Here is an 18,836-nt window from a genome sequence, read left to right as displayed (position 1 = left end):
TCTCCCTTATTCGCCGCGCAGGGCGCCGATCAGACCTTTGAACTTGCTATTGAGCAGAGTGAAACTGGCCTGGAACTGCACCGCGTTCTCGGCGTACTTGGCCTGTTCCTGCTGCATGTCGACGCTGTTCTGGTCGATGGACGGGTGGAACGGGGTGCGGTAGCGCAGGGCCGGGTCGGCCAACTGGATGCCGTCGGCGGCGATGTGCTGGCTGTCGGTGCGGCTCATGGCGAAGCGCTTGCCGCTCTGCCTCTCGCTCTGCTCGGCGAGCACGGCGGCGAAGTCCAGATCGCGGGCCTTGTAATGCGGGGTATCGGCGTTGGCGATGTTGTTGGCCAGCACTTCGGCACGCTGGGCGCGGAAGGCGAGCGCTTCTTCGTGGATACCGAGTGCTCTGTCGAAGCTGATGCTCATGATCTGGAACCTCTGCCGATGGGCGTCTTGCCAGACATACAGCAAAGGCTATGCCAGATTTATTTATCCTTATTTTTCAATGGCTTGAATAAGAATAAGACGTCTCCCACCCGGAAAGCGGCAAGGCTTTTCCGCTTTCCGGACGGCAGGCGGCAAAGCCGGCAAGGCCGCCTTGCCGCCTGCCGAAACGAAAACGGGAGGCCATTGGCCTCCCGTCTCGCATACGCATTGCGAATCACTTGACCTTGTAGATGATCCCCGGACTGCACTGCACCATCTGATACAGATCCGGCAGGCCGTTGAGCGCCTCGGAAGCGCCGAGGAACAGGTAACCGCCCGGCTTCAGGGTGGCGTGAATGCGGGTGAGGATGTCCTTCTTCACCTCGGCGGAGAAATAGATCAGCACGTTGCGGCAGAACACCACATCGAACTTGCCGAGTGCCGCATAGCTCTCCAGCAGGTTCAGCGGACGGAACTCCACCCGGTTCTTGATCGGCGCCTTGACCACCCAACGCCCCGGCCCCTTGGGATCGAAGTAGCGCTGCAGGCGCTCCTGCGACAGGCCACGCCCCATGGCCAGGCTGTCGTACTCGCCGGACTTGCAGGCGCTCAGCATCGATGGCGACAGGTCGGTGGCAACGATCTGTACCCCGGCCTTGAGCTGGCCCAGGTTGGTCTTCTCGAACTCGTCGATGGTCATCGACAGCGAAAAGGGCTCCTGCCCCGAGGAACAGGCCGCCGACCAGATACGCAGGCGCTGGCTTGGATTGGCCTTGATCAGCTCCGGCAACACCCGGTTCTTCATCACTTCGAAGGGGTAGGTGTCGCGAAACCACAGGGTTTCGTTGGTGGTCATGGCGTCCACCACCTGCTCGCGCAAGCCGCCGCGCGGCTGGGCTTGCATCTTCTGCACCAACTCCCCGAGGGTCTTGATGCCCTGCTGCTCCATCAGCTTGTTGAGGCGACTGGACACCAGGTATTGCTTGTTGCTCCCCAGCAATATGCCGCAGGCCTTCTCCAGAAAGGTCCTGAACTGCTCGAAATCCAAATTGCCTGAAGACACTAAAGCTGCCTCACCAAACATAGTCCTAACCGAGGGCCCCGCCCTCAGCCCCCATCGGCAACCCGGATGCGTTCGACCACGCGTGACGCCAACTCGTCCGGACGGAACTTCGCCAGGAAGTCATCCGCCCCGACCTTCTTCACCATGGCCTGGTTGAACACACCGGAAAGTGAAGTATGCAGAATCACGTGCAGATTCTGCATCCTCGGATCGGCACGAATCTCCGCCGTCAGGGTATAGCCGTCCATTTCCGGCATCTCGATATCGGAGATCAGCATGAGGAACTCCTCGGCCGGATTCTTGCCCTCCTCCACCAACTTGCGCAGGTAGTCGTAGGCCTGCTGTCCGTCGTTGAGCGCCACCACCTCGACGCCGACGCTCTCCAGGCAACGCGAGACCTGCTTGCGCGCCACCGAGGAGTCGTCGCAGATCAGCACCCGTTTGGAAACCGCCTTGGCCTGGGTCTCGACATCCACCACGCCCTCGGAAATCGTCTCCGACATGGGCGCCACCTCGGCGAGAATCTTCTCGACGTCGATGACTTCCACCAGCTGGTTGTCCACGCGGGTAACGGCGGTCAGGTAGTGATCGCGACCGGTGCCCTTGGGCGGTGGATGGATCTCGCCCCAGTTCATGTTGACGATGCGCTCCACCGAGCGCACCAGAAAACCCTGCACCTTGGTGTTGTACTCGGTGATGATCACGAAACTGTTCTGAATGTCGCCCAGCGCCGGCCTACCGGTGGCCAAGGCCAGATCGAGAATGGGGATGGTGCCCCCGCGGATGTTCGCCACACCGCGCACGACCTGGCTGGACTTGGGCATCACGGTGAGTTTGGGGCACTGCAGCACCTCCTTCACCTTGAATACGTTGATGCCATAAAGCTGCGAGCCGTCCAGACGAAACAGCAAGAGCTCCAGGCGGTTCTGCCCGACCAGTTGGGTACGCTGGTTAACCGAGTCCAATACTCCGGCCATGCCCAGACTCCTTATTTTTCATAGTGGCGCGCGTCTGCTTAAGACTAGCAGGCGGCACGGGCCTTGCTTCGTGAGTAGCATGAACGCACCCACGACACTTTCCCGACGCATGATGGCAAAAAGCCTTTTAGCCGTTTTACCCGCTTTGGGTCTGCTCGGCTACAGTTCGCTGCATGCCGCACAGCTGACTCTGCCCGAAGAGCTTATCGGCGCTACCGAAGGCTTTCTTGAGTTCGCTGTCGAGGACTATCTAAAGCGTAGCGAAATCCAGGCGCGTCATGAAATTCAAGTGAGCCCACTCGACCCCCGTCTGCGTCTTGCCAGCTGCGACAGCGATTTGACGCAGAGCCTGGAAAGCCCGACTCAGCCGATCGGGCGCGTGACGGTGCGGGTCAGTTGCCCGGGCAGCACACCCTGGACGGTGTTCGTTCCCGCCCAGGTGCGCATCTTGCGTCCGGTGGTAGTACTGAAGACTCCGCTCAAGCGCGGCAGCCCCATCGGCGCCGACGACATAGCCCTGATCGAGCGGGACATCGGCCAGCTCGGCCGGGGCTATATCACCGACCCGGCGCAGGCCGTCGGCAAGAAACTGACGCGCCCTGCGAGGGTGGACCAGGTATTGATCCCGGCGCAGCTCAGCCTGGTGGAAAGCGTGAAGCGCGGTGACCAGGTGGTGATAGCCGCGCGCAGCGGTGGCATCAGCGTGCGCATGCAAGGCGAGGCCTTGTCCGCCGGCAGCCTGGGACAGCAGATCAGCGTGCGCAACCTGAGCTCGCAACGCGTGGTGAGGGCCCGAGTGGTGGGACCGGGACAGGTCGAGGTGGAGATGTAGGCACGAATCTTGTAGCGCAAAACCCCAGCGTTTTCCTACACTGTTAAGCAACGCACATTAACGCGCCCTAAAGTTTCGACGGGACCGGCCGAAAAACCTTCCAAGCGTCCAGATCACCGTCCGAGGTTCACAACATGGTTATCGACTTCAACCGGCTGAACAATGCCGCCAACCCCGCCAACAGCGGGCGAGCCGGCAATGCCCAGGCCAGCGGTCGCAACGAGGCCGTCAGCAATGCACCGCAGAACGCGGCTCAGGTTGCCGACGAGCAGGCCACTGCCGCCAAGATGGGCGAGTCCGTACAGCTCAGCCGGGAGGCCCAGCAGCTGCAGAAAGTCGGCGACAAACTGCGCGACCTGCCGACCGTGGACAAGGAGCGTGTCGCCAAACTGAAGCAAGCCATAGCCGACGGCAGCTACCAGGTCGATGCCCAGCGCGTCGCCGACAAGCTCCTCGACTTCGAATCCCAGCGCTAGTCTCAGGGCTGCGCTGGGGATATTGGACGCCCGATCCCCAGAGCCCGCGATGCACGACCAAGACCTGCTGCACCTCTTCCAATCCGATATCGGCACGGCCCAACGACTGCTCGAGCTGCTCGACGCCGAGTTCCAGGCCCTGAGCGAACGCGACCTGCCGCGCCTGGAGCAGATCCTCGGCGAGAAACTCCCCCTCCTCGGCCTGCTCGACCAGCATGCCAGCGCACGCAGCCAGGTGCTCTCGGCGCAGCAACTGAGCCCCGACAGGGCAGGCCTGGAAGCCTTTGCCGCCGGCCGCGCAGAAGGCGCCGAACTACTCGACCGCAGCACCGCGCTGAACGACCTGCTCGAACGCTGCCGCGACGCCAACCAGCGCAACGGCCGGCTGATCCGCGCCAACCAGGCCTCGCTCAAGAGCGTGCTCGGCATTCTGCGCGGCGGCGAGACGCCGAGCCTCTATGACAGCCGTGGTGGCGCCGCTAGAATCGCCCAGCAACGCCCGCTCAGCCAAGCCTGACATAACAAGATGAGCACAGGGACATACAGGCCATATGCCAGTATGCTAGTGCAGTAGTAGCTTTGTGCCTGGAGACCTCTGGATCGTGTCCAATCCATTCATCGAGGAAGCCGGTCCGCAACCGCCCAAGGTGCTGACCGCCCCCTTGGAAATCTTCGCCAATCTGCGCCTACTGCTGCAGGGCCGCGACCCGCTGATCATCAAATTCAAGGACCGTAATCAGCGTTTCCAGAGCTTCTTGGTAGAGATCAATCGAGAGCGCGCCGTGATCGCCCTGGACGAGCTAGTCCCCGGCGAGGGCGAACGCTACCTGCAGAGCGGCGAACCCTTTACCGTGGAGGCCTTCCATGACGGCATCCGCATCGCCTGGGAATGCGCGGACCCCGTTCACATAGGCGAGTTGCAGGGCGCCCGCTGCTACTGGTGCCACCTGCCGGAACGCATGATCTATCACCAGCGGCGCAACGCCTTCCGCGCCAGTCTGGGTCAGGGACAGCTGGTCAATATCGAGCTGTCCGGCGCCCGCCTCAGCCCCCCGCTCAAGGGCCAGATGCTGGACATCTCCGCCACCGGCTGCCGCCTGCGCTTCCCCGGTAACGTGACCGAGCGCCTGCAGCCCGGCCAGGTCTACGAGCACTTTGTCGCCATGCTGCCGATCGGCACCCTGACCACCGCCGGCGAGCTGCGCCACCTACGCTTCGAGGAAAAGGCCAACATGACCTTCGCCGGCTTGCGCTTCCACCGCATGGACGGACTGGAGCAGCGTCACGTCGAGCGCTTCGTCTACCAGCTGCAGCGCGAGGCGCGCCGCGTCGAGCAGGAATAACCAGAGGCCGCGCCGGCGGCCTCTCGCATCTTCAGGCCTGAAAGCCCAGAACGCGCCTTTCCCAGGGCGTGATCTCGTCCAGGTAACTCATCAGCTCCATCTCCTTGCTGGCGCAATAGCCGCCGACGAACTCCTCGCCGAACCACTCACGCGCCAGGGCGCTGCCCTGCAGGCGCTGCAGCGCCGCGTGCATGGTGCAAGGCAGGCTCAGCGCCGGCGGCACCTCGAACTCGCCCTGGATCGGCTCGCTGGGCTGCAACTGCTGACGCAGGCCATGCAGGCCCGCGGCCAGGCTGGCCGCCATGGCCAGGTAGGGATTGGCATCGGCGCCCGCCAGGCGGTTCTCCACGCGTCGCGCCGCCGGACCGCTGGCCGGGATGCGCAGGCCGGCGGCGCGATTGTCATGCGACCAGCAGGCGTTGTTCGGCGAGGCATAGGGGTGGCACAGGCGTTGGTAGGAGTTCACATGGGGCGCGAACAGCAGGGTGAAGTCGGCCAGCGCGGCCTGCTGCCCACCGATGAAGTGGAAGAAGGCCGCAGTCGCGTCGCCGCTGGCATCGCTGAAGATATTGTTTCCGCTGCCCTGCTCCACCACGCTCTGGTGCAGGTGCATGGAGCTGCCCGGCGTATGCGGCAGCGGCTTGGCCATGCACACCACACTCAGGCCGTGCTTGAGGCCGACCTCCTTGAGCAGGTGTTTGAACAGGAAGGTCTGGTCGGCCACCTGCAGCGGGTCGCCGTGCAGCAGATTGATCTCGAACTGGCTGACGCCCATCTCGTGCATGAAGGTATCGCGCGGCAGGCCGAGCGCATCCATGCACTGATAGACCTCGGCGAAGAAGGGCCGCAGGCCGTTGCCCGACGACACACTGAAGGCCGCCTCGCCGCATTCGCGGCGGCCATTCAGACCCAGCGGCGGCTGGAACGGCTGCTGCGGGTCGGCGTGCCGCTCGAAGACGAAGAATTCCAGCTCGGTGGCCACCACCGGCTGCCAGCCATGCTCGGCATAGCCTGCCACGATGCGCTTGAGCAGCCCGCGGGTAGAGAGACCGGAGGAACGACCGTCCAGCTCATCGGCGTCGCAGATGGCCAGCGCCCGCGGCGACTCGGCCCAGGGCAGACGAAACACCCGCTCCGGCGGGCAGGTCAGCACCAGGTCGCCGTCGTCGCTGCCGTAAAAGCGCGCCGGCGGGTAGCCGCCCATGATGCACTGCAGCAACACGCCCCTGGCCAGTTGCAGGCGACGTCCTTCCAGGAACCCCGCCGCGGTCATCACCTTGCCGCGCGCCACGCCATTCAGGTCGGCGGTCACGCATTCGATTTCGTCTATTCCCTTCAGGCGCTCGGCAAGCGAACTTCGGCCGTCGGTCGTCATCTGCAGTTTTCCCTGTGAGGCCGCACGAGCGGCGATGCGTACAAAATACGCATCAGCCGTTCGGGATATCAAGCAGCTCGCGGAGGGATCGGGAATTAACGCAGAAAGCTCACCACCTGCTCGGCCTCGAAAGGCCAGTTGAGCTCGGCGCCGGTGTCGCAACGACGCAACACGGGGATGCGCAGGCCATAGCGCTCGACCCACTCCTCGTGCTCGGCGATATCCACCAACTCGACCAGCAGGCCATGTTCGACGAAGGGCATCAGCAGCGCCTCGGCCACCTCACACAGGTGGCAACCGAGGGTGCCGAAGAGTTGGCATTCGGGCAGCATCGACGGGTCTCTGTTGCGACTCAAAGGCCCAGTTTAACACTCCGCTCAGGCGGCGGCCGGGGCCTCCTGCAGCTGGCCCTGCAGGCCATCGAGCAGGCGCTGATTGAGCGCATGGGCCTTGTCCAGCAGCGACTCGCCGAAACGCTCGTCGAGCGCGAAGCCGCCATCGAGCAACTGCTCCAGGGTGCCCCTGGCGTCGCGGGCGAGGGCGTCGGCACTGCGCAGCGCCTCCAGCAGCCCCTGCGCGTAGTCGATCAGGCTGTCGTTCATCGCGCTGGCCGCCTGGCCGCCCTGCCGCGCCACCGCGCCATAGGCATCGGTGGCCTGGCGCACCGTGGTCTGGGTCAGGCGCAGGGACATGGAGGCCAGCTGCGAGCCATCCATGTCCAGCTCCATGGCGCGGTCGAAGGCCCCCGCCAGATCGCCGGCATAGAATCTGTTGGACAGCTCTTGCACCTGGCCGAACAGGTCTTCCAGGGCCGCCCGCTCCTCCTCGTCCAGCTCGCCTTCCACCTGCACTTGCCAGGCCCCGATCTGGATGCTGCCCGAACGGCTGCCGGACACGGCCAGTGAGTTAGTGCCATCGCTGGCGGCGAATGCGCCGCTCTGCGACCAGCTGGCCGAGGCGGCGGCGACGGAGATGCGCAGGCGATCGCCATCGCGCGTGGTGATCTGCATGTCGAAGGTTTCGGCACGGGCGGAGAAGCGCTCGCTATAGGCCGCGGCGGCGACCACCGAACCTCCGGGCGCGGCCGGCGCCCTGGGCGCAAACTCCTCTTGCAGGCCCTGCAGGCCGTCCTGAATCTTGGCGTAGGTGGTGTCTATGTCCTCGGCCACCTTGCCGCCCAGCACACCCATGCCGTCGAGAATCTTGCGCGCCTCGGCGAAGCCCTTTTCCACACCCTCACGCGCCTGGGCCAGCAGGCTCTCCAGTTTGCCTGTATCGGCCCCGGCGGCGGCCTCGCTGCGCAGGCGCCGCTCGATGAAGCCCAGCACTCGCCCGGCCACCTTGTCCGGGGTGAAGTCGCTCTGCTGGCCATCGAGCGCGCCTGCCTCGAGGCCGAGACGCTCGGCCAGGCGGTTGGCCAGGGTGTTCTGCGCCTCGACCCGAGCATGCGGCACATGCCGATAATCGGACAGCGAGGGACGAGACAGTGAGGGGGAGAGAGAAGCCAGAGCGCTCATGGCGGCGTACCAGGTCGGGACATCTGCCCTCTTGGCGGCCATAGGCCGGGAAACTTGAGATACGACCGACGAATGGCCACGCTTTGCCCATGGCGCTTATGCTTCAGCAAGCTGCCGCCCAGAACGGGAGACCCCCTTTGTTCACCGACCTGCTGATCATCCTCGCCTGCTCGCTGCTGGTCATCGCCCTGTTCCGCCGCCTGCGCCTGCCGCCGGTACTGGGCTACCTGTGCGTCGGCCTGCTGGTCGGACCTGCCGCGCTCGACCTGATCTCCTCGGCCCAGGATCTGCCGCACCTGGCGGAGCTGGGCGTGGTCTTCCTGCTGTTCAGCCTCGGCCTGGAGTTCTCCCTGCCGCGCATGCTGGCGATGCGCAGTCGCGTGTTCGGCCTGGGCAGCGGCCAGGTGCTGCTGTGCGGGGCGGCGCTGAGCGGCGGCCTGTGGCTGGCCGGCCTGGCGCCGGTCATCGCCGCGCTGCTCGGCCTGGGCCTGGCGCTCTCCTCCACCGCCATCGTCGGCAAGGAACTGGTCAGCCTGGGCGAGGTGTTCAGCGAACACGGGCAGAATGCCATGGGCGTGCTGCTATTTCAGGACCTGGTGGCCGTGCTGCTGCTCACCCTGGTACCCGTGGCGGCGGGCCAGGGCGACACGCCCTGGTACTGGGCCCTGCCGCTGACCCTGGGCAAGACCCTGGTGCTGTTCTTCGGCCTGCTGCTGGCCAGCCGCTGGCTGCTGCCCAAGCTGTTTCGCGAGGTGGCCCAGGCCCACTCGGCCGAACTGTTCGTCATGCTGGCCCTGGTCATCGTGCTGCTCACCGCCTGGCTGACCCACCTGCTGGGCCTGTCCATGGCCCTGGGCGCCTTCCTCGCCGGCATGCTGCTGGGCGAGAGTCACTACCGCCACCAGATCGAGGCCGACATCCGGCCGTTCCGCGACATTCTCCTGGGTCTGTTCTTCGTCAGCATCGGCATGCTGATCGACCTGCGCCTGTTCGCCGAGCACGGCTGGACCATACTCGGCGCCACCCTGATCCTGCTGGCGCTCAAGGGAGGCCTGGTGACCCTGCTGGCACGCCTGCGCGGGGATGACGGCGAGACCGCCTGGCGCACCGGGCTGGCGCTGGCCCAGGCCGGCGAGTTCTTCTTCGCCCTGGTCGCCCTGATGCGCCAGCAGAGCCTGCTGGAGGCCCCGCTGGCCGGAGTGCTGCTGGCCTCTGCCTTCTGTTCCATGGCCCTCACGCCCCTGCTGCTGCGCATCGTGCCCTGGCTGAACGAACGGCCGCGCAGCAGCGCGCGGCACGAGAGCCGCCTGGAGGAGATCGCCGAACGCAATGCCGGGCTCATGAACCATGTGCTGATCTGCGGCTACGGCCGGGTCGGCCAGTCGATCAGCCGCTTCCTGCAGCGCGAGGGCCAGCCTTACGTGGCCCTGGACGACGACCCGGTACGGGTCGAGGAAGCCGGCGCCGGCGAGAGCCATGTGCATTTCGGCGACTCGCGCCGCCACGACCTGCTGGAGGCCGTCGGCATCGCCCGCGCGCGCCTGCTGGTGGTAGCGGTCAACAAGGCCGACACGGCCCTGAGCATCGTCGCCCAGGCGCGCCGGCTCTGCCCCGAGCTGCCGATCCTGGTGCGCACCCGCGACGACAGCCACCTGGAAGAACTGCAACACGCGGGGGCCAACGAGGTGGTGCCCGAAGTCCTGGAGTCCAGCCTGATGCTGGCCTCGCATGCCCTGGTCATGCTCGGCATCCCGGAGTGGCGGGTCCACCAGCGCCTGGACGAGGTGCGGCGCAATCGCTACCGCCTGCTGCACGGTTTCTACCATGGCGCCCAGGCCAGCCTGCTGGATGCCCAGGGCCGGCCGCGCCGGCTGCTGCACGCCGTCAAGCTGGTGGAGGACGCCCATGCCTGCGGTCTCTGCCCGACCGAACTGCAACTGGAGGAGCTGGGCCTGGAAGTGCAGGCGGTGCGCCGCGACGGCCACGACCTGCCACTGGAGCCGGCCCCGCAGCTGCGCGAGGGCGATACCGTGCTGCTGTCCGGCCCGCTGCAGGCCATCGAGGCCGGCGAGGCGCGCCTGCTTAGCGGCGCCTGATTCAGACCCCGGCGGCGCTCAGCAGCACCTCGGCCGCGGCCCTGGCCTGCAGGGCCTGCTCGCCCGGCCCCTGCACATGGGCCATGCTCAGCGCGCCCTCGAGCAGGAACTGCAGCTGCGCGGCCAGCAGCTCGCTCTGCGCAGCTCCCAGCGCCAGCAACAGCTCGTGGAAGTGCCCGGCGAAGGCCGCCTTGAAGTCCGCCGCCTGGCGATGGATGGGATGGTCGCGGTCGTGGAACTCGGCCGCCGCGTGGATGAAGCTGCAGCCGCAGAAATCGCCTTGGTTGATCCAGGCATGGAGGCCGTCGAAAGTCAGCAGCAGCGCCTCGCGCGGCGACCTGGCGCCACGCAGCCTGGCCAGGTCGTCGAGGGTCTGGCGCTCGCGCTGCGCGAGCACGGCGAGGATCAACTCGTCCTTGGAACGGAAGTGCTTGTACAGAGTCATCTTGGCCACCCCCGACTCGGCCAGGATGCGGTCTATGCCGGTGGCGTGATAGCCCTCCCGGGCGAACAGGCTCTGGGCGGTGCTGATCAGTTGCTCGCGTTTGCTCGATGCCATCGGGTCCTCCAACTGGCGGACATTATGCGGGGGGCGGCGGCCACCGCTCCAGTTCGAATACGTCTCGCTTGAAATATACAGACTTGTCTGTCTATTATCGAGACACCCCCACAAGAGGCCAGCGCCATGCGACTCCACGACTTCACCCTCTCCGGCAACTGCTACAAGGTCCGCCTGTTCCTCGCCCTGCTCGGTCGCGAGGCCGAACTGCTGCAGGTCGACCTGCGCGGCGGTGCGCAGAGAAGCCCCGAGTTCCTCGCCCTCAACCCGCGTGGCCAAGTGCCGGTGCTGGAGGACGAGGGCCTGTCGATCCATGACTCCCAGGCCATTCTGGCCTACCTGGCCAGGCGCTATGCCGACGCCGGCTGGTTCCCTCAGGATGCCGCGGGCCAGGCGCGGGTGATCGCCTGGCTCAGCTTTGCCGCCAACGAGGCGGCCAGAGGCCCCGGCCAGGCGCGCCTGCACGCCCTGTTCCGCATGCCCGGCGACCTCAAGGAAGCCCAGCAGCGGGCGCTACGGGTGCTGGAGCTGCTCGACACGCATCTGGCCCACCACACCTGGCTGGCCGAAGGCACGGCGCCGAGCATCGCCGACATCGCGGTCTACCCTTATGTGGCCCTGGCTGGAGACGGCGGCCTGGACCTTTCGCCCTACACCCATGTCGCCGCCTGGTTCGCGCGCATCCGCGCCCTGCCCGGCTACATCGGCATGCCCGGTCTCTAGGAGCCCGCCATGGACAGCCCCTACCATCCCGGCGAACGGCGGATCCAGGCGCGCCTGGGCGTGCGCGACAAGCTGGAAGAAGTCGGCCGCCGGGTGATCCGCCAGTACATGCCCGAGCAGCATCGCGCGTTCTTCGCCCTGCTGCCCTGGCTGCTGGTCGGCAGTCGCGATGAGGATGGCCAGCCCCAGGCCTCGCTGCTCTGGGGCGAGCCCGGCTTCGGCCACTCGCCGCAGCCGCAGTTGCTGCGCATCGACGCCCGGCCGCAGGCGGACGACCCGCTGGCCGCCAACCTGCGCGCTGGGGCGAGCCTCGGCCTGCTCGGCATCGAGCTGCCGACGCGCCGGCGCAACCGCCTGAACGGCAGGATCGAGGCGCTCGACGAGGGCGGCTTCGCCGTCGCCGTGCAGCAGTCCTTCGGCAACTGTCCCAAGTACATCCAGGCACGCGGCTGGCGAGCCCAGCCGCGCACGCCGGGTCCGCTGGAGCGTGGCACGGGCCTGGACGCGCGCTGGCTGCCCCTGGTGGAGGGCAGCGACACCCTGTTCATCGCCAGCTGCCACGCCGAGGAAGTCGACATCTCCCATCGCGGCGGCCCGCCCGGCTTCGTCCGCCTCGGCGCGGACGGCCGCCTGTGGCTGCCCGACTACAGCGGCAACCTGATGTTCAACACCCTCGGCAACCTGCTGCTGGAGCCTCGCTGCGCCCTGCTCTGGATCGACTTCGCCAGCGGCGACCTGCTGCACCTGGAGGCGCGTGCCGAGCTGATCTGGCCCGAGGACTACCGGCAGAAGCCGCCACCCGGCGCCGAGCGCATGCTGGCCCTGACGCCCGGGCGCTGGTGCCTGCGCCGCGCGCGCCTGCCGCTGGCCTTCGCCGCCGCCGAGCCCTCGCCCCATCTGCCCAACCAAGGAGACTGAACATGCGCGCCCTACTCTGCGCCCTGCTGCTGATCCTGGCCGGCGCGTCCCAGGCCGCCGGCCTGCGTTTCGCCCTGGTCAAGACCGCCGAGACCGAGACCCGCGACGCCTTCACCATCGAGGGCGGCGCCTGGACCGAGAAGACCATCGCCAATCATGTGGCCGTGCTGATCGAGCACCATGCCGCCACCCTGCTGCTGGACACCTCCCTGGGCCGCCAGGTGGACCGCCAGTTCGAAGCCGAGATGCCCTGGTACGACAAGCCGCTGCTGCGCTACGGTCGGGTCGAGCCGGTGCGCGACCAACTGGAGCGCGACGGCATCCGCGTCGACCGCATACTGCTCACCCACAGCCACTGGGACCATGCCTCGGGCCTGGTCGACTTCCCCGAGGTGCCGGTCTGGGCGCCCTACGAGGAGATCGAGTTCAGCCGCATCGCCACCCCGCCGGCCGTGCTGCCCAGCCAGTTCGCCCACGCCATTCGCTGGGTACCCTTGCAGTTCGCCGAGCAGCCCTTCCTGGGTTTCGAGCGCAGCCACGACATGTTCGGCGACGGCAGCCTGGTGCTGGTGCCGCTGGCAGGCCACACCCCCGGCTCGGTCGGCCTGTTCCTGACCCTCGACGATGGCCGGCGCTTCTTCTTCACCGGCGACGCCAGCTGGCGCCTGGAGGGCTTCACCGGCCCGCGCGAGAAGTTCTGGATCAGCAGGCGCATGGTCGACAACGACCCGCAGGCCACCCGCCTGCAGTTGGAGAAGGTGCATCGGCTGCTGCAGGAGCAGCCGCAGCTGAGGGTGATCCCCGCGCACGATGAGGCCGTGCAGCGCGAACTCGGCTACTACCCGCGCTGGGTCGAATGACCCGCGCCACTCGACCAAGGTCTAGAGGCCGCTCGCCCGGCAAAGTGTTTTATTCGTCCCGCTGCAACCCGGCCATGCAGGCCGCCATCACCAGCCGAGGACAATAACAATGAGCAAGTCCCCCCTCGCCCTTAGCGTGGCCCTCGCCACGCTGGGCAGCCTCACCCTGCCGAGCATCGGCCAGGCGGCCTTCGTCGAAGACGGCAAGGCCAGCCTAGAACTGCGCAACTTCTACATGAACCGCGACTTCCGCCAGGAAGGCGGCAACAGGGGCCAGGCCAAGGCCGAGGAATGGGCCCAGGGCTTTTTGCTGCGCTACGAGTCCGGCTATACCGAGGGCACCGTCGGCTTCGGCGTCGACGCCATCGGCACCCTGGGCCTGAAGCTGGATTCCGGTGGCGGCACCAGCGGCACCGGCCTGCTGCAGCGCGACCGCGAAAGCGGCGAGGCGCAGGACAGCTACGGCGACCTGGGGGTCACCGCCAAGCTCAAGGTCTCCAACAGCGTGCTCAAGGCCGGCAGCCTGATGCCCAAGCTGCCGAGCGTCGCGGCCAACGACTCGCGCCTGCTGCCGCAGAGCTTCCAGGGCGGCTGGCTGAACGTGCAGGAGATCGCCGGCCTGACCCTCGACGCCGGCCAGCTCAGCCGGGTCAACCAGCGCGACTCCTCCGACCACGAGGCCATGCTGATGACCACCGGCACGGGGCGCGGCTTCACCGGCACCACGGGGGTCGACAGCGACGAGTTCAACTTCGCCGGCGCCAGCTACAAGTGGAACGACCGCCTGACCACCGCCTACCACTATGGCGCGCTGGACGACTTCTACAAGCAGCACATCCTCAGCGCCGTGCACCTGCTGCCGCTGGGCGACAAGCAGAGCCTGAAGAGCGACCTGCGTTTCGCCCGCTCCACCGACGACGGCGACACCAACGTCGACAACAAGGCCTTCGGCGCCATGTTCACCTACAGCCTGGGCGGCCACGCCTTCGGCCTGGGCTACCAGCAGATGAGTGGCGACACCGGCTACGCCTATATCGCCGGCACCGACCCCTTCCTGGTCAACTATGTGCAGATCGGCGACTTCGCCTTCAAGGACGAGAAATCCTGGCAGGCGCGCTACGACTACAACTTCGCCAGCCTCGGCATCCCCGGCCTGACCTTCATGACCCGCTACCTGTCCGGCGACAACGTCGATCGCGGCGCCGGCCTGTCCGAAGGCAAGGAGTGGGAGCGCGATACCGATATCGCCTACGTGTTCCAGGAGGGCCCGCTGAAGAACTTCGGCATCAAGTGGCGCAATGCCACGGTGCGCTCCAACTTCGGCAACGACCTCGACGAGAACCGCCTGATCCTCAGCTACCTGCTGCCGCTCTGGTAAGCACCCCGCACGACGAGGCAGACCGTCGCGCAGACGTCGTGCTGTTCACATAAGAAAACGCCGCGATTTCTTTACAGAGTCGCGGCGTTTTCTTTTGGCTTCGGCCGGCAGCGAGGCGCACTGCGCAATGCCATAGCCCTTCAAGACGGTGCTTTGAGAGTGCTCCCCTCTCCCGCCGGGAGAGGGGCTGGGGGTAAGGGACTATCGCCTACTCGTTGCCTGCCCCTCACCCCGACCCTCTCCCAGAGGGAGAACAACAGCCACGGCGCCGGTTCAATCCTGGCCGTTGGCGCCGATCTTGTGGATCGACAGGTCGGCACCGTAGTACTCCTGCTCCTGGCTCAGACGGATGCCGGTCAGCGTCTTGAGCAGGCCGTAGACCAGGAAACCGCCGACCAGCGCCACCAGCACGCCCAGGGCAGTACCGATCAGCTGGCTGGTCAGGCTCACGCCGCCGAGGCCACCGAGGGCCTCCAGGCCGAAGATGCCGCAGGCGATGCCGCCCCACACCCCGCACAGTCCGTGCAGCGGCCACACGCCGAGCACGTCGTCGATCTTCCACTTCACCTGGGTGGCGGTGAAGGCCCAGACGAACAGGGCGCCGGCGATGGCGCCGGTGACCAGGGCGCCGACCGGGTGCATCAGGTCGGAACCGGCGCACACCGCCACCAGACCGGCCAGCGGGCCGTTGTGCAGGAAGCCCGGGTCGTTGCGGCCGACCAGCAGCGCGGCGACGGTGCCGCCGACCATGGCCATCAGTGAATTGACCGCCACCAGGCCGCTGATGCTGCCGAGGGTCTGCGCGCTCATCACGTTGAAGCCGAACCAGCCGATGATCAGGATCCACGAACCCAGGGCGAGGAACGGAATGTTCGACGGGGCGAAGGCCACCAGACGTCCATCGCGATAGCGTCCGTCGCGCTTGCCCAGCAGGATCACCGCGCCGAAGGCCAGCCATCCTCCCACCGCGTGCACCACCACGGAGCCGGCGAAGTCATGGAAGGCGAAGCCGAAACGCTCGGTCAGCCAGTCCTGCAGGCCGAAGTTGCCGTTCCAGATCAGGCCCTCGAAGAAGGGGTAGACGAAGGCCACGATCAGCAGCGTGGCGCACAGCTGCGGGCCGAACTTGGCGCGCTCGGCGATGCCCCCGGAGATGATCGCCGGAATGGCGGCGGCGAAGGTCAGCAGGAAGAAGAACTTGACCAGGGCATAGCCGCTACCGGCCGTGAGGGTCGCCGCCGGCTCGAGGAAGGTGATGCCATAGGCCACCCAGTAGCCGACGAAGAAATAGGCCAGGGCCGAGACGGCGAAGTCGGAGAGGATCTTCGACAGGGCGTTGACCTGGTTCTTGTGGCGCACCGTGCCCACCTCGAGGAAGGCGAAGCCGGCGTGCATGGCCAGGACCATGATGGCGCCCAGCAGGATGAACAGGGTGTTGGAGCCGTGGATCAGGGTTTCCACGGCGCTGTTTAGGTTTTCCATCGGCAGAGGGCTCCAGCGACATCGGCACCAAATCGGTTCACACGAAAGAGAGAGCGCACCATCCTGATGCCAACATGCACCAAATCGAGGCAAACAAAGGGCCGATCTTGGCGCGCTCTCTCGTCACAGACGAACCAAATGAGATGCAATTTTCTTTATTTATCAGTGCATTAGGGTGGAATCAGGCGACCTCTCCAGGCCTGCCGAGTGCCCCACACGAAGGCATGCAACCACCCTGACGCACCAGATGATTGCAACTGCCGTACCAAATAGGGCGAGAGCAAAGACGAGCACGGCCTCTGCCGGCTCCATCGCGCACCAAGGCCGGGCAGCGCGATCACGCCAAGCCGCGCTGCGGCGACCTGGCCGTATTCTTGCTTTTCTGGGCCATCGACCCGCCCCAATCGGGCCCCACCCGGACAAGGAACCTCCCGTGATCGACGGGCATCCCATCGCCTGCTTCCAGCCCTTTATCGACACCGCCACCGGTCGCATCGCCGGCATCGAGGCCCTTGGCCGCCTGCGCCAGGCCGATGGCAGCCTGCGCTCGGTCGGCCCGCTGTTCGTCGATCCACGGCTGTCGCCCGCCAGCCTGCGCCGGCTGGACCGGCAGATCCGCGACAATGCCCTGGCCCGCCTGCACGAGGCGCCGGCCGACTGGTTTCTCAGCCTCAATATCTCGCCGCGCTGGATCAGCCGGCTGCGCCCGAACCAGGCCCTGCCCAGCCTCAAGCAACTGCACAAGCACGGCGTGGCGCCGCAGCGCGTGGTGTTCGAGATCACCGAACTGGGCGGCGGCAGCGGCAAGCTGAGCGAAGTGGTGGCGCGCTACCGCGAGGCGGGCGCACGCATCGCCATCGACGATTTCGGCGCCGGCTACTCGCAGCTCGACCGCGTGCTGGCGCTGCAACCGGACATCCTCAAGCTGGACATGCGCCTGTTCCAGGAGGCCGCCCGCGGCGGCCCCAGCGGCGAGGTGGTCAAGGCCCTGGCGCAGATGGCGGAGAAGACCGGCTGCTGGATCATCGCCGAGGGCGTGGAAACCGAGGCCGAACTGGATTTCGCCCTGGAGTGCGGCGCGCGCTATGTGCAGGGCTACCTGTTCGCCAGGCCCGAGCTGGACTTCCCCGCCGCCGATGCCTTCGTCGAACGCTTCGCCGGCCTGCGCGAGCGCTATGTGCAGCGCAAGCTGGCGGAGCGGGCCCGACTGACGACCCTGCGCCGACAGCTGGGCGAGCTGATGAACCTGCTGCGCGCCTGGGTCGAGCGCGGCGGCGGCCTGGAAGGCCTGTTCGACCCGGCCGACTACCCCTGGCTGCTGCGCCTCTACCAGTGCGACCGCCACGGCACCCAGACCAGCCCCAACCTGCAGTGGGACGGCCGGCGCTGGCGCGAAGACCCTCGCTATCTGGGACACAACTGGTCGTGGCGCCCCTACTTCTACCAGTTACTCGCCGAGGGTTGGGAGGAGCACCGCCTGACGCTGTCCGGCACCTATCGCGACGCCACCAGCAACCAGTACTGCCTGACCGCCGGACAGTTCATCGACAACGGTCGCAGCCTGCTGCTGCTCGATATCGATGCGGCGGGACTTCCGTAGGGTGGATTCGGAGCGCAGCGACAATCCACCAAGCGGAGCAGGTGTACTGCCCTGCGATCGAGTACGCCCTACAGCGAGAGCGGCGCTCAGATCAGGAGCGGCCGATGGAAGGTCGCCATCTCCATGCGGTTGCGGCCGTTCTGCTTGGCCTTGTAGAGCGCCTTGTCGGCGCGTTCGATCAGCTCGGCCACGCTCTCCAGCAGATAGTACTGGGCCACGCCGATGGAGGCGGTGACGCGCATGCCCTGCGGCAGGCTCGGATAGCGGGCCACGGCCAGCTCGTCCTGAATGCGCTTGACGCAGTGCTGGGCCATCTCCAGCGAGGTCTGCGGCAGGAACAGGAGGAACTCCTCGCCACCGTAGCGGGCGAAGAAGTCGGTGCTGCGCAGCAGGGGCTGCACCGTGTTGGCGAAAGTCCTGAGCACCTCGTCACCCACCGGATGACCGTAGCTGTCGTTGATCCGCTTGAAGTGATCGAGGTCGAGGATGCACACGCAGAACCCGGCGCCGCCACGGTCGGTACGGTTCTTCTCGTGGGTGAGCATCTCCAGCAGGTAGCGACGGTTGTAGGCCCCGGTCAGTTCGTCGTGGGTGGCCAGTTCGGTGACCTGCTGCAGCACCTCCTGCAACTGAGCGTTGCTGGCCATCAGCTTCTGCCGCAGGTCGCTGATATTGCCACCGAGAGCGGAGATGAACGGCAGGAAGGCGGAGAAGCTGCACCACAGCACCATCTCCACCGCCAGGTCGAAGCGCTCGCCCTCGATGCGCTCGATCAACGGCAGGGTCAGACCGTAGGCGAAGATGGTCAGCAGGCTGAGGACGAGGAGCTGGCGGGTGCGCAACCTGAAGGTGCCGAACACCATGATGATCATCAGCACCACCAGGTAGGCGCCACGCGCCTCGCCGGCGTACATCTGGGTGAAGATCACCATGGCGATGGCCACGACCATCTGCGCCGTGGTCATGCTCGGATCGCGCAGGCGCAGGTTGAGGCCGTAACGGAACAACAGGTAGAAAGCGAGATTGCTGAGCAGGGCGATGGCCGCCCACAGCCCCATGACCCAGGCCGGGGAGATGCCGTTATAGAGGGAGACGCCCTGCGGAATGCTGGCCAGGAGATACATCGCCAGGCTCATCATGAAGCGGCGCATGCGCAGTTGCTGCTGCGAATCCTTGGGTAAGGCAGCCTCTGAGATCATGTGCGTATTACTCTTGTTGTTATG

General features: G+C 66.3%; 19 protein-coding genes. 10 read left to right on the top strand and 9 right to left on the bottom strand.

Translation table 11 applies throughout. The features are described 5' to 3' along the window. Positions 1 to 6 precede the first annotated feature (6 nt). From flgB to AAFN46_RS14765, 3 genes are all read right to left on the bottom strand, one after another. The gene (gene flgB, locus AAFN46_RS14775) at positions 7 to 414 is read right to left on the bottom strand and encodes a flagellar basal body rod protein FlgB (protein ID WP_347809450.1); all 408 of its coding nucleotides are present in this window, start codon (positions 412 to 414) and stop codon (positions 7 to 9) included. 235 nt (positions 415 to 649) lie between these two features. After that, the gene (cheR, locus tag AAFN46_RS14770; protein WP_347809449.1) at positions 650 to 1,477 is read right to left on the bottom strand and encodes a protein-glutamate O-methyltransferase CheR; all 828 of its coding nucleotides are present in this window, start codon (positions 1,475 to 1,477) and stop codon (positions 650 to 652) included. A 44-nt stretch (positions 1,478 to 1,521) separates the two neighbouring features. Beyond that, positions 1,522 to 2,454, bottom strand: a complete 933-nt coding sequence (locus AAFN46_RS14765; protein WP_347809448.1) for a chemotaxis protein CheV — start codon at positions 2,452 to 2,454, stop codon at positions 1,522 to 1,524. Between the two features lie 79 nt (positions 2,455 to 2,533). On the opposite strand from AAFN46_RS14765, the gene flgA reads away from it, so the two are divergent. From flgA to AAFN46_RS14745, 4 genes are all read left to right on the top strand, one after another. Continuing rightward, positions 2,534 to 3,286: a flagellar basal body P-ring formation chaperone FlgA gene (flgA, locus tag AAFN46_RS14760; RefSeq protein ID WP_347809447.1), complete on the top strand. Its 753-nt coding sequence runs from the start codon at positions 2,534 to 2,536 to the stop codon at positions 3,284 to 3,286. Between the two features lie 134 nt (positions 3,287 to 3,420). Beyond that, positions 3,421 to 3,762, top strand: a complete 342-nt coding sequence (gene flgM / locus AAFN46_RS14755; protein ID WP_347809446.1) for a flagellar biosynthesis anti-sigma factor FlgM — start codon at positions 3,421 to 3,423, stop codon at positions 3,760 to 3,762. Positions 3,763 to 3,811: 49 nt separating this feature from the next. Then, positions 3,812 to 4,279: a flagellar export chaperone FlgN gene (flgN, locus tag AAFN46_RS14750; protein ID WP_347809445.1), complete on the top strand. Its 468-nt coding sequence runs from the start codon at positions 3,812 to 3,814 to the stop codon at positions 4,277 to 4,279. An 85-nt stretch (positions 4,280 to 4,364) separates the two neighbouring features. Then, positions 4,365 to 5,105: a flagellar regulator YcgR PilZN domain-containing protein gene (locus AAFN46_RS14745; protein WP_347809444.1), complete on the top strand. Its 741-nt coding sequence runs from the start codon at positions 4,365 to 4,367 to the stop codon at positions 5,103 to 5,105. Between the two features lie 31 nt (positions 5,106 to 5,136). Here the strand turns inward: AAFN46_RS14745 and AAFN46_RS14740 are convergent, their stop codons facing one another. The 3 genes from AAFN46_RS14740 to AAFN46_RS14730 all read right to left on the bottom strand — a co-directional run bounded on the left by AAFN46_RS14740 (position 5,137) and on the right by AAFN46_RS14730 (position 7,997). Then, positions 5,137 to 6,378, bottom strand: a complete 1,242-nt coding sequence (locus AAFN46_RS14740) for a glutamine synthetase family protein (protein WP_347809538.1) — start codon at positions 6,376 to 6,378, stop codon at positions 5,137 to 5,139. 197 nt (positions 6,379 to 6,575) lie between these two features. Continuing rightward, positions 6,576 to 6,812, bottom strand: coding sequence for a glutaredoxin family protein (locus tag AAFN46_RS14735; protein ID WP_347809443.1), 237 nt, complete (start codon positions 6,810 to 6,812; stop codon positions 6,576 to 6,578). 45 nt (positions 6,813 to 6,857) lie between these two features. Continuing rightward, positions 6,858 to 7,997 carry a DUF5610 domain-containing protein gene (locus AAFN46_RS14730; protein ID WP_347809442.1) on the bottom strand — a complete coding sequence of 380 codons (1,140 nt, stop codon included), beginning with the start codon at positions 7,995 to 7,997 and terminating at the stop codon, positions 6,858 to 6,860. Between the two features lie 137 nt (positions 7,998 to 8,134). On the opposite strand from AAFN46_RS14730, the gene AAFN46_RS14725 reads away from it, so the two are divergent. Beyond that, positions 8,135 to 10,093, top strand: coding sequence for a cation:proton antiporter (locus AAFN46_RS14725; RefSeq protein WP_347809441.1), 1,959 nt, complete (start codon positions 8,135 to 8,137; stop codon positions 10,091 to 10,093). Between the two features lies 1 nt (position 10,094). Here the strand turns inward: AAFN46_RS14725 and AAFN46_RS14720 are convergent, their stop codons facing one another. Further along, positions 10,095 to 10,652: a helix-turn-helix domain-containing protein gene (locus AAFN46_RS14720; RefSeq protein ID WP_347809440.1), complete on the bottom strand. Its 558-nt coding sequence runs from the start codon at positions 10,650 to 10,652 to the stop codon at positions 10,095 to 10,097. A 126-nt stretch (positions 10,653 to 10,778) separates the two neighbouring features. Between AAFN46_RS14720 and AAFN46_RS14715 the strand changes: the two genes are divergently transcribed. The 4 genes from AAFN46_RS14715 (at position 10,779) to AAFN46_RS14700 (ending at position 14,531) form a co-directional block, all read left to right on the top strand. Continuing rightward, positions 10,779 to 11,375 carry a glutathione S-transferase family protein gene (locus AAFN46_RS14715; RefSeq protein ID WP_347809439.1) on the top strand — a complete coding sequence of 199 codons (597 nt, stop codon included), beginning with the start codon at positions 10,779 to 10,781 and terminating at the stop codon, positions 11,373 to 11,375. Positions 11,376 to 11,384: 9 nt separating this feature from the next. Next, on the top strand, positions 11,385 to 12,293 hold the full coding sequence (locus AAFN46_RS14710) for a pyridoxamine 5'-phosphate oxidase family protein (RefSeq protein WP_347809438.1): 909 nt from the start codon (positions 11,385 to 11,387) through the stop codon (positions 12,291 to 12,293). Between the two features lie 2 nt (positions 12,294 to 12,295). Next, positions 12,296 to 13,153: an MBL fold metallo-hydrolase gene (locus AAFN46_RS14705; protein ID WP_347809437.1), complete on the top strand. Its 858-nt coding sequence runs from the start codon at positions 12,296 to 12,298 to the stop codon at positions 13,151 to 13,153. Between the two features lie 109 nt (positions 13,154 to 13,262). Continuing rightward, positions 13,263 to 14,531 carry an OprD family porin gene (locus AAFN46_RS14700; RefSeq protein WP_347809436.1) on the top strand — a complete coding sequence of 423 codons (1,269 nt, stop codon included), beginning with the start codon at positions 13,263 to 13,265 and terminating at the stop codon, positions 14,529 to 14,531. Between the two features lie 273 nt (positions 14,532 to 14,804). On the opposite strand, the gene AAFN46_RS14695 is transcribed toward AAFN46_RS14700, so the two are convergent. Further along, the gene (locus tag AAFN46_RS14695; protein ID WP_347809435.1) at positions 14,805 to 16,013 is read right to left on the bottom strand and encodes an ammonium transporter; all 1,209 of its coding nucleotides are present in this window, start codon (positions 16,011 to 16,013) and stop codon (positions 14,805 to 14,807) included. A gap of 433 nt (positions 16,014 to 16,446) precedes the next feature. Between AAFN46_RS14695 and AAFN46_RS14690 the strand changes: the two genes are divergently transcribed. Beyond that, positions 16,447 to 17,613, top strand: coding sequence for an EAL domain-containing protein (locus AAFN46_RS14690; protein ID WP_347809434.1), 1,167 nt, complete (start codon positions 16,447 to 16,449; stop codon positions 17,611 to 17,613). Between the two features lie 86 nt (positions 17,614 to 17,699). Here the strand turns inward: AAFN46_RS14690 and AAFN46_RS14685 are convergent, their stop codons facing one another. Then, a complete protein-coding gene (locus tag AAFN46_RS14685; RefSeq protein ID WP_347809433.1) occupies positions 17,700 to 18,812 on the bottom strand; it encodes a GGDEF domain-containing protein in 1,113 nt (370 codons plus the stop codon). Positions 18,813 to 18,836 lie beyond the last annotated feature (24 nt).

Origin of the sequence: Pseudomonas sp. CAU 1711 (genome assembly GCF_039888625.1) — a bacterium.
Taxonomy (GTDB): Bacteria; Pseudomonadota; Gammaproteobacteria; order Pseudomonadales; family Pseudomonadaceae; genus Aquipseudomonas.
This window is presented reverse-complemented; position numbering and strand designations above follow the sequence as displayed.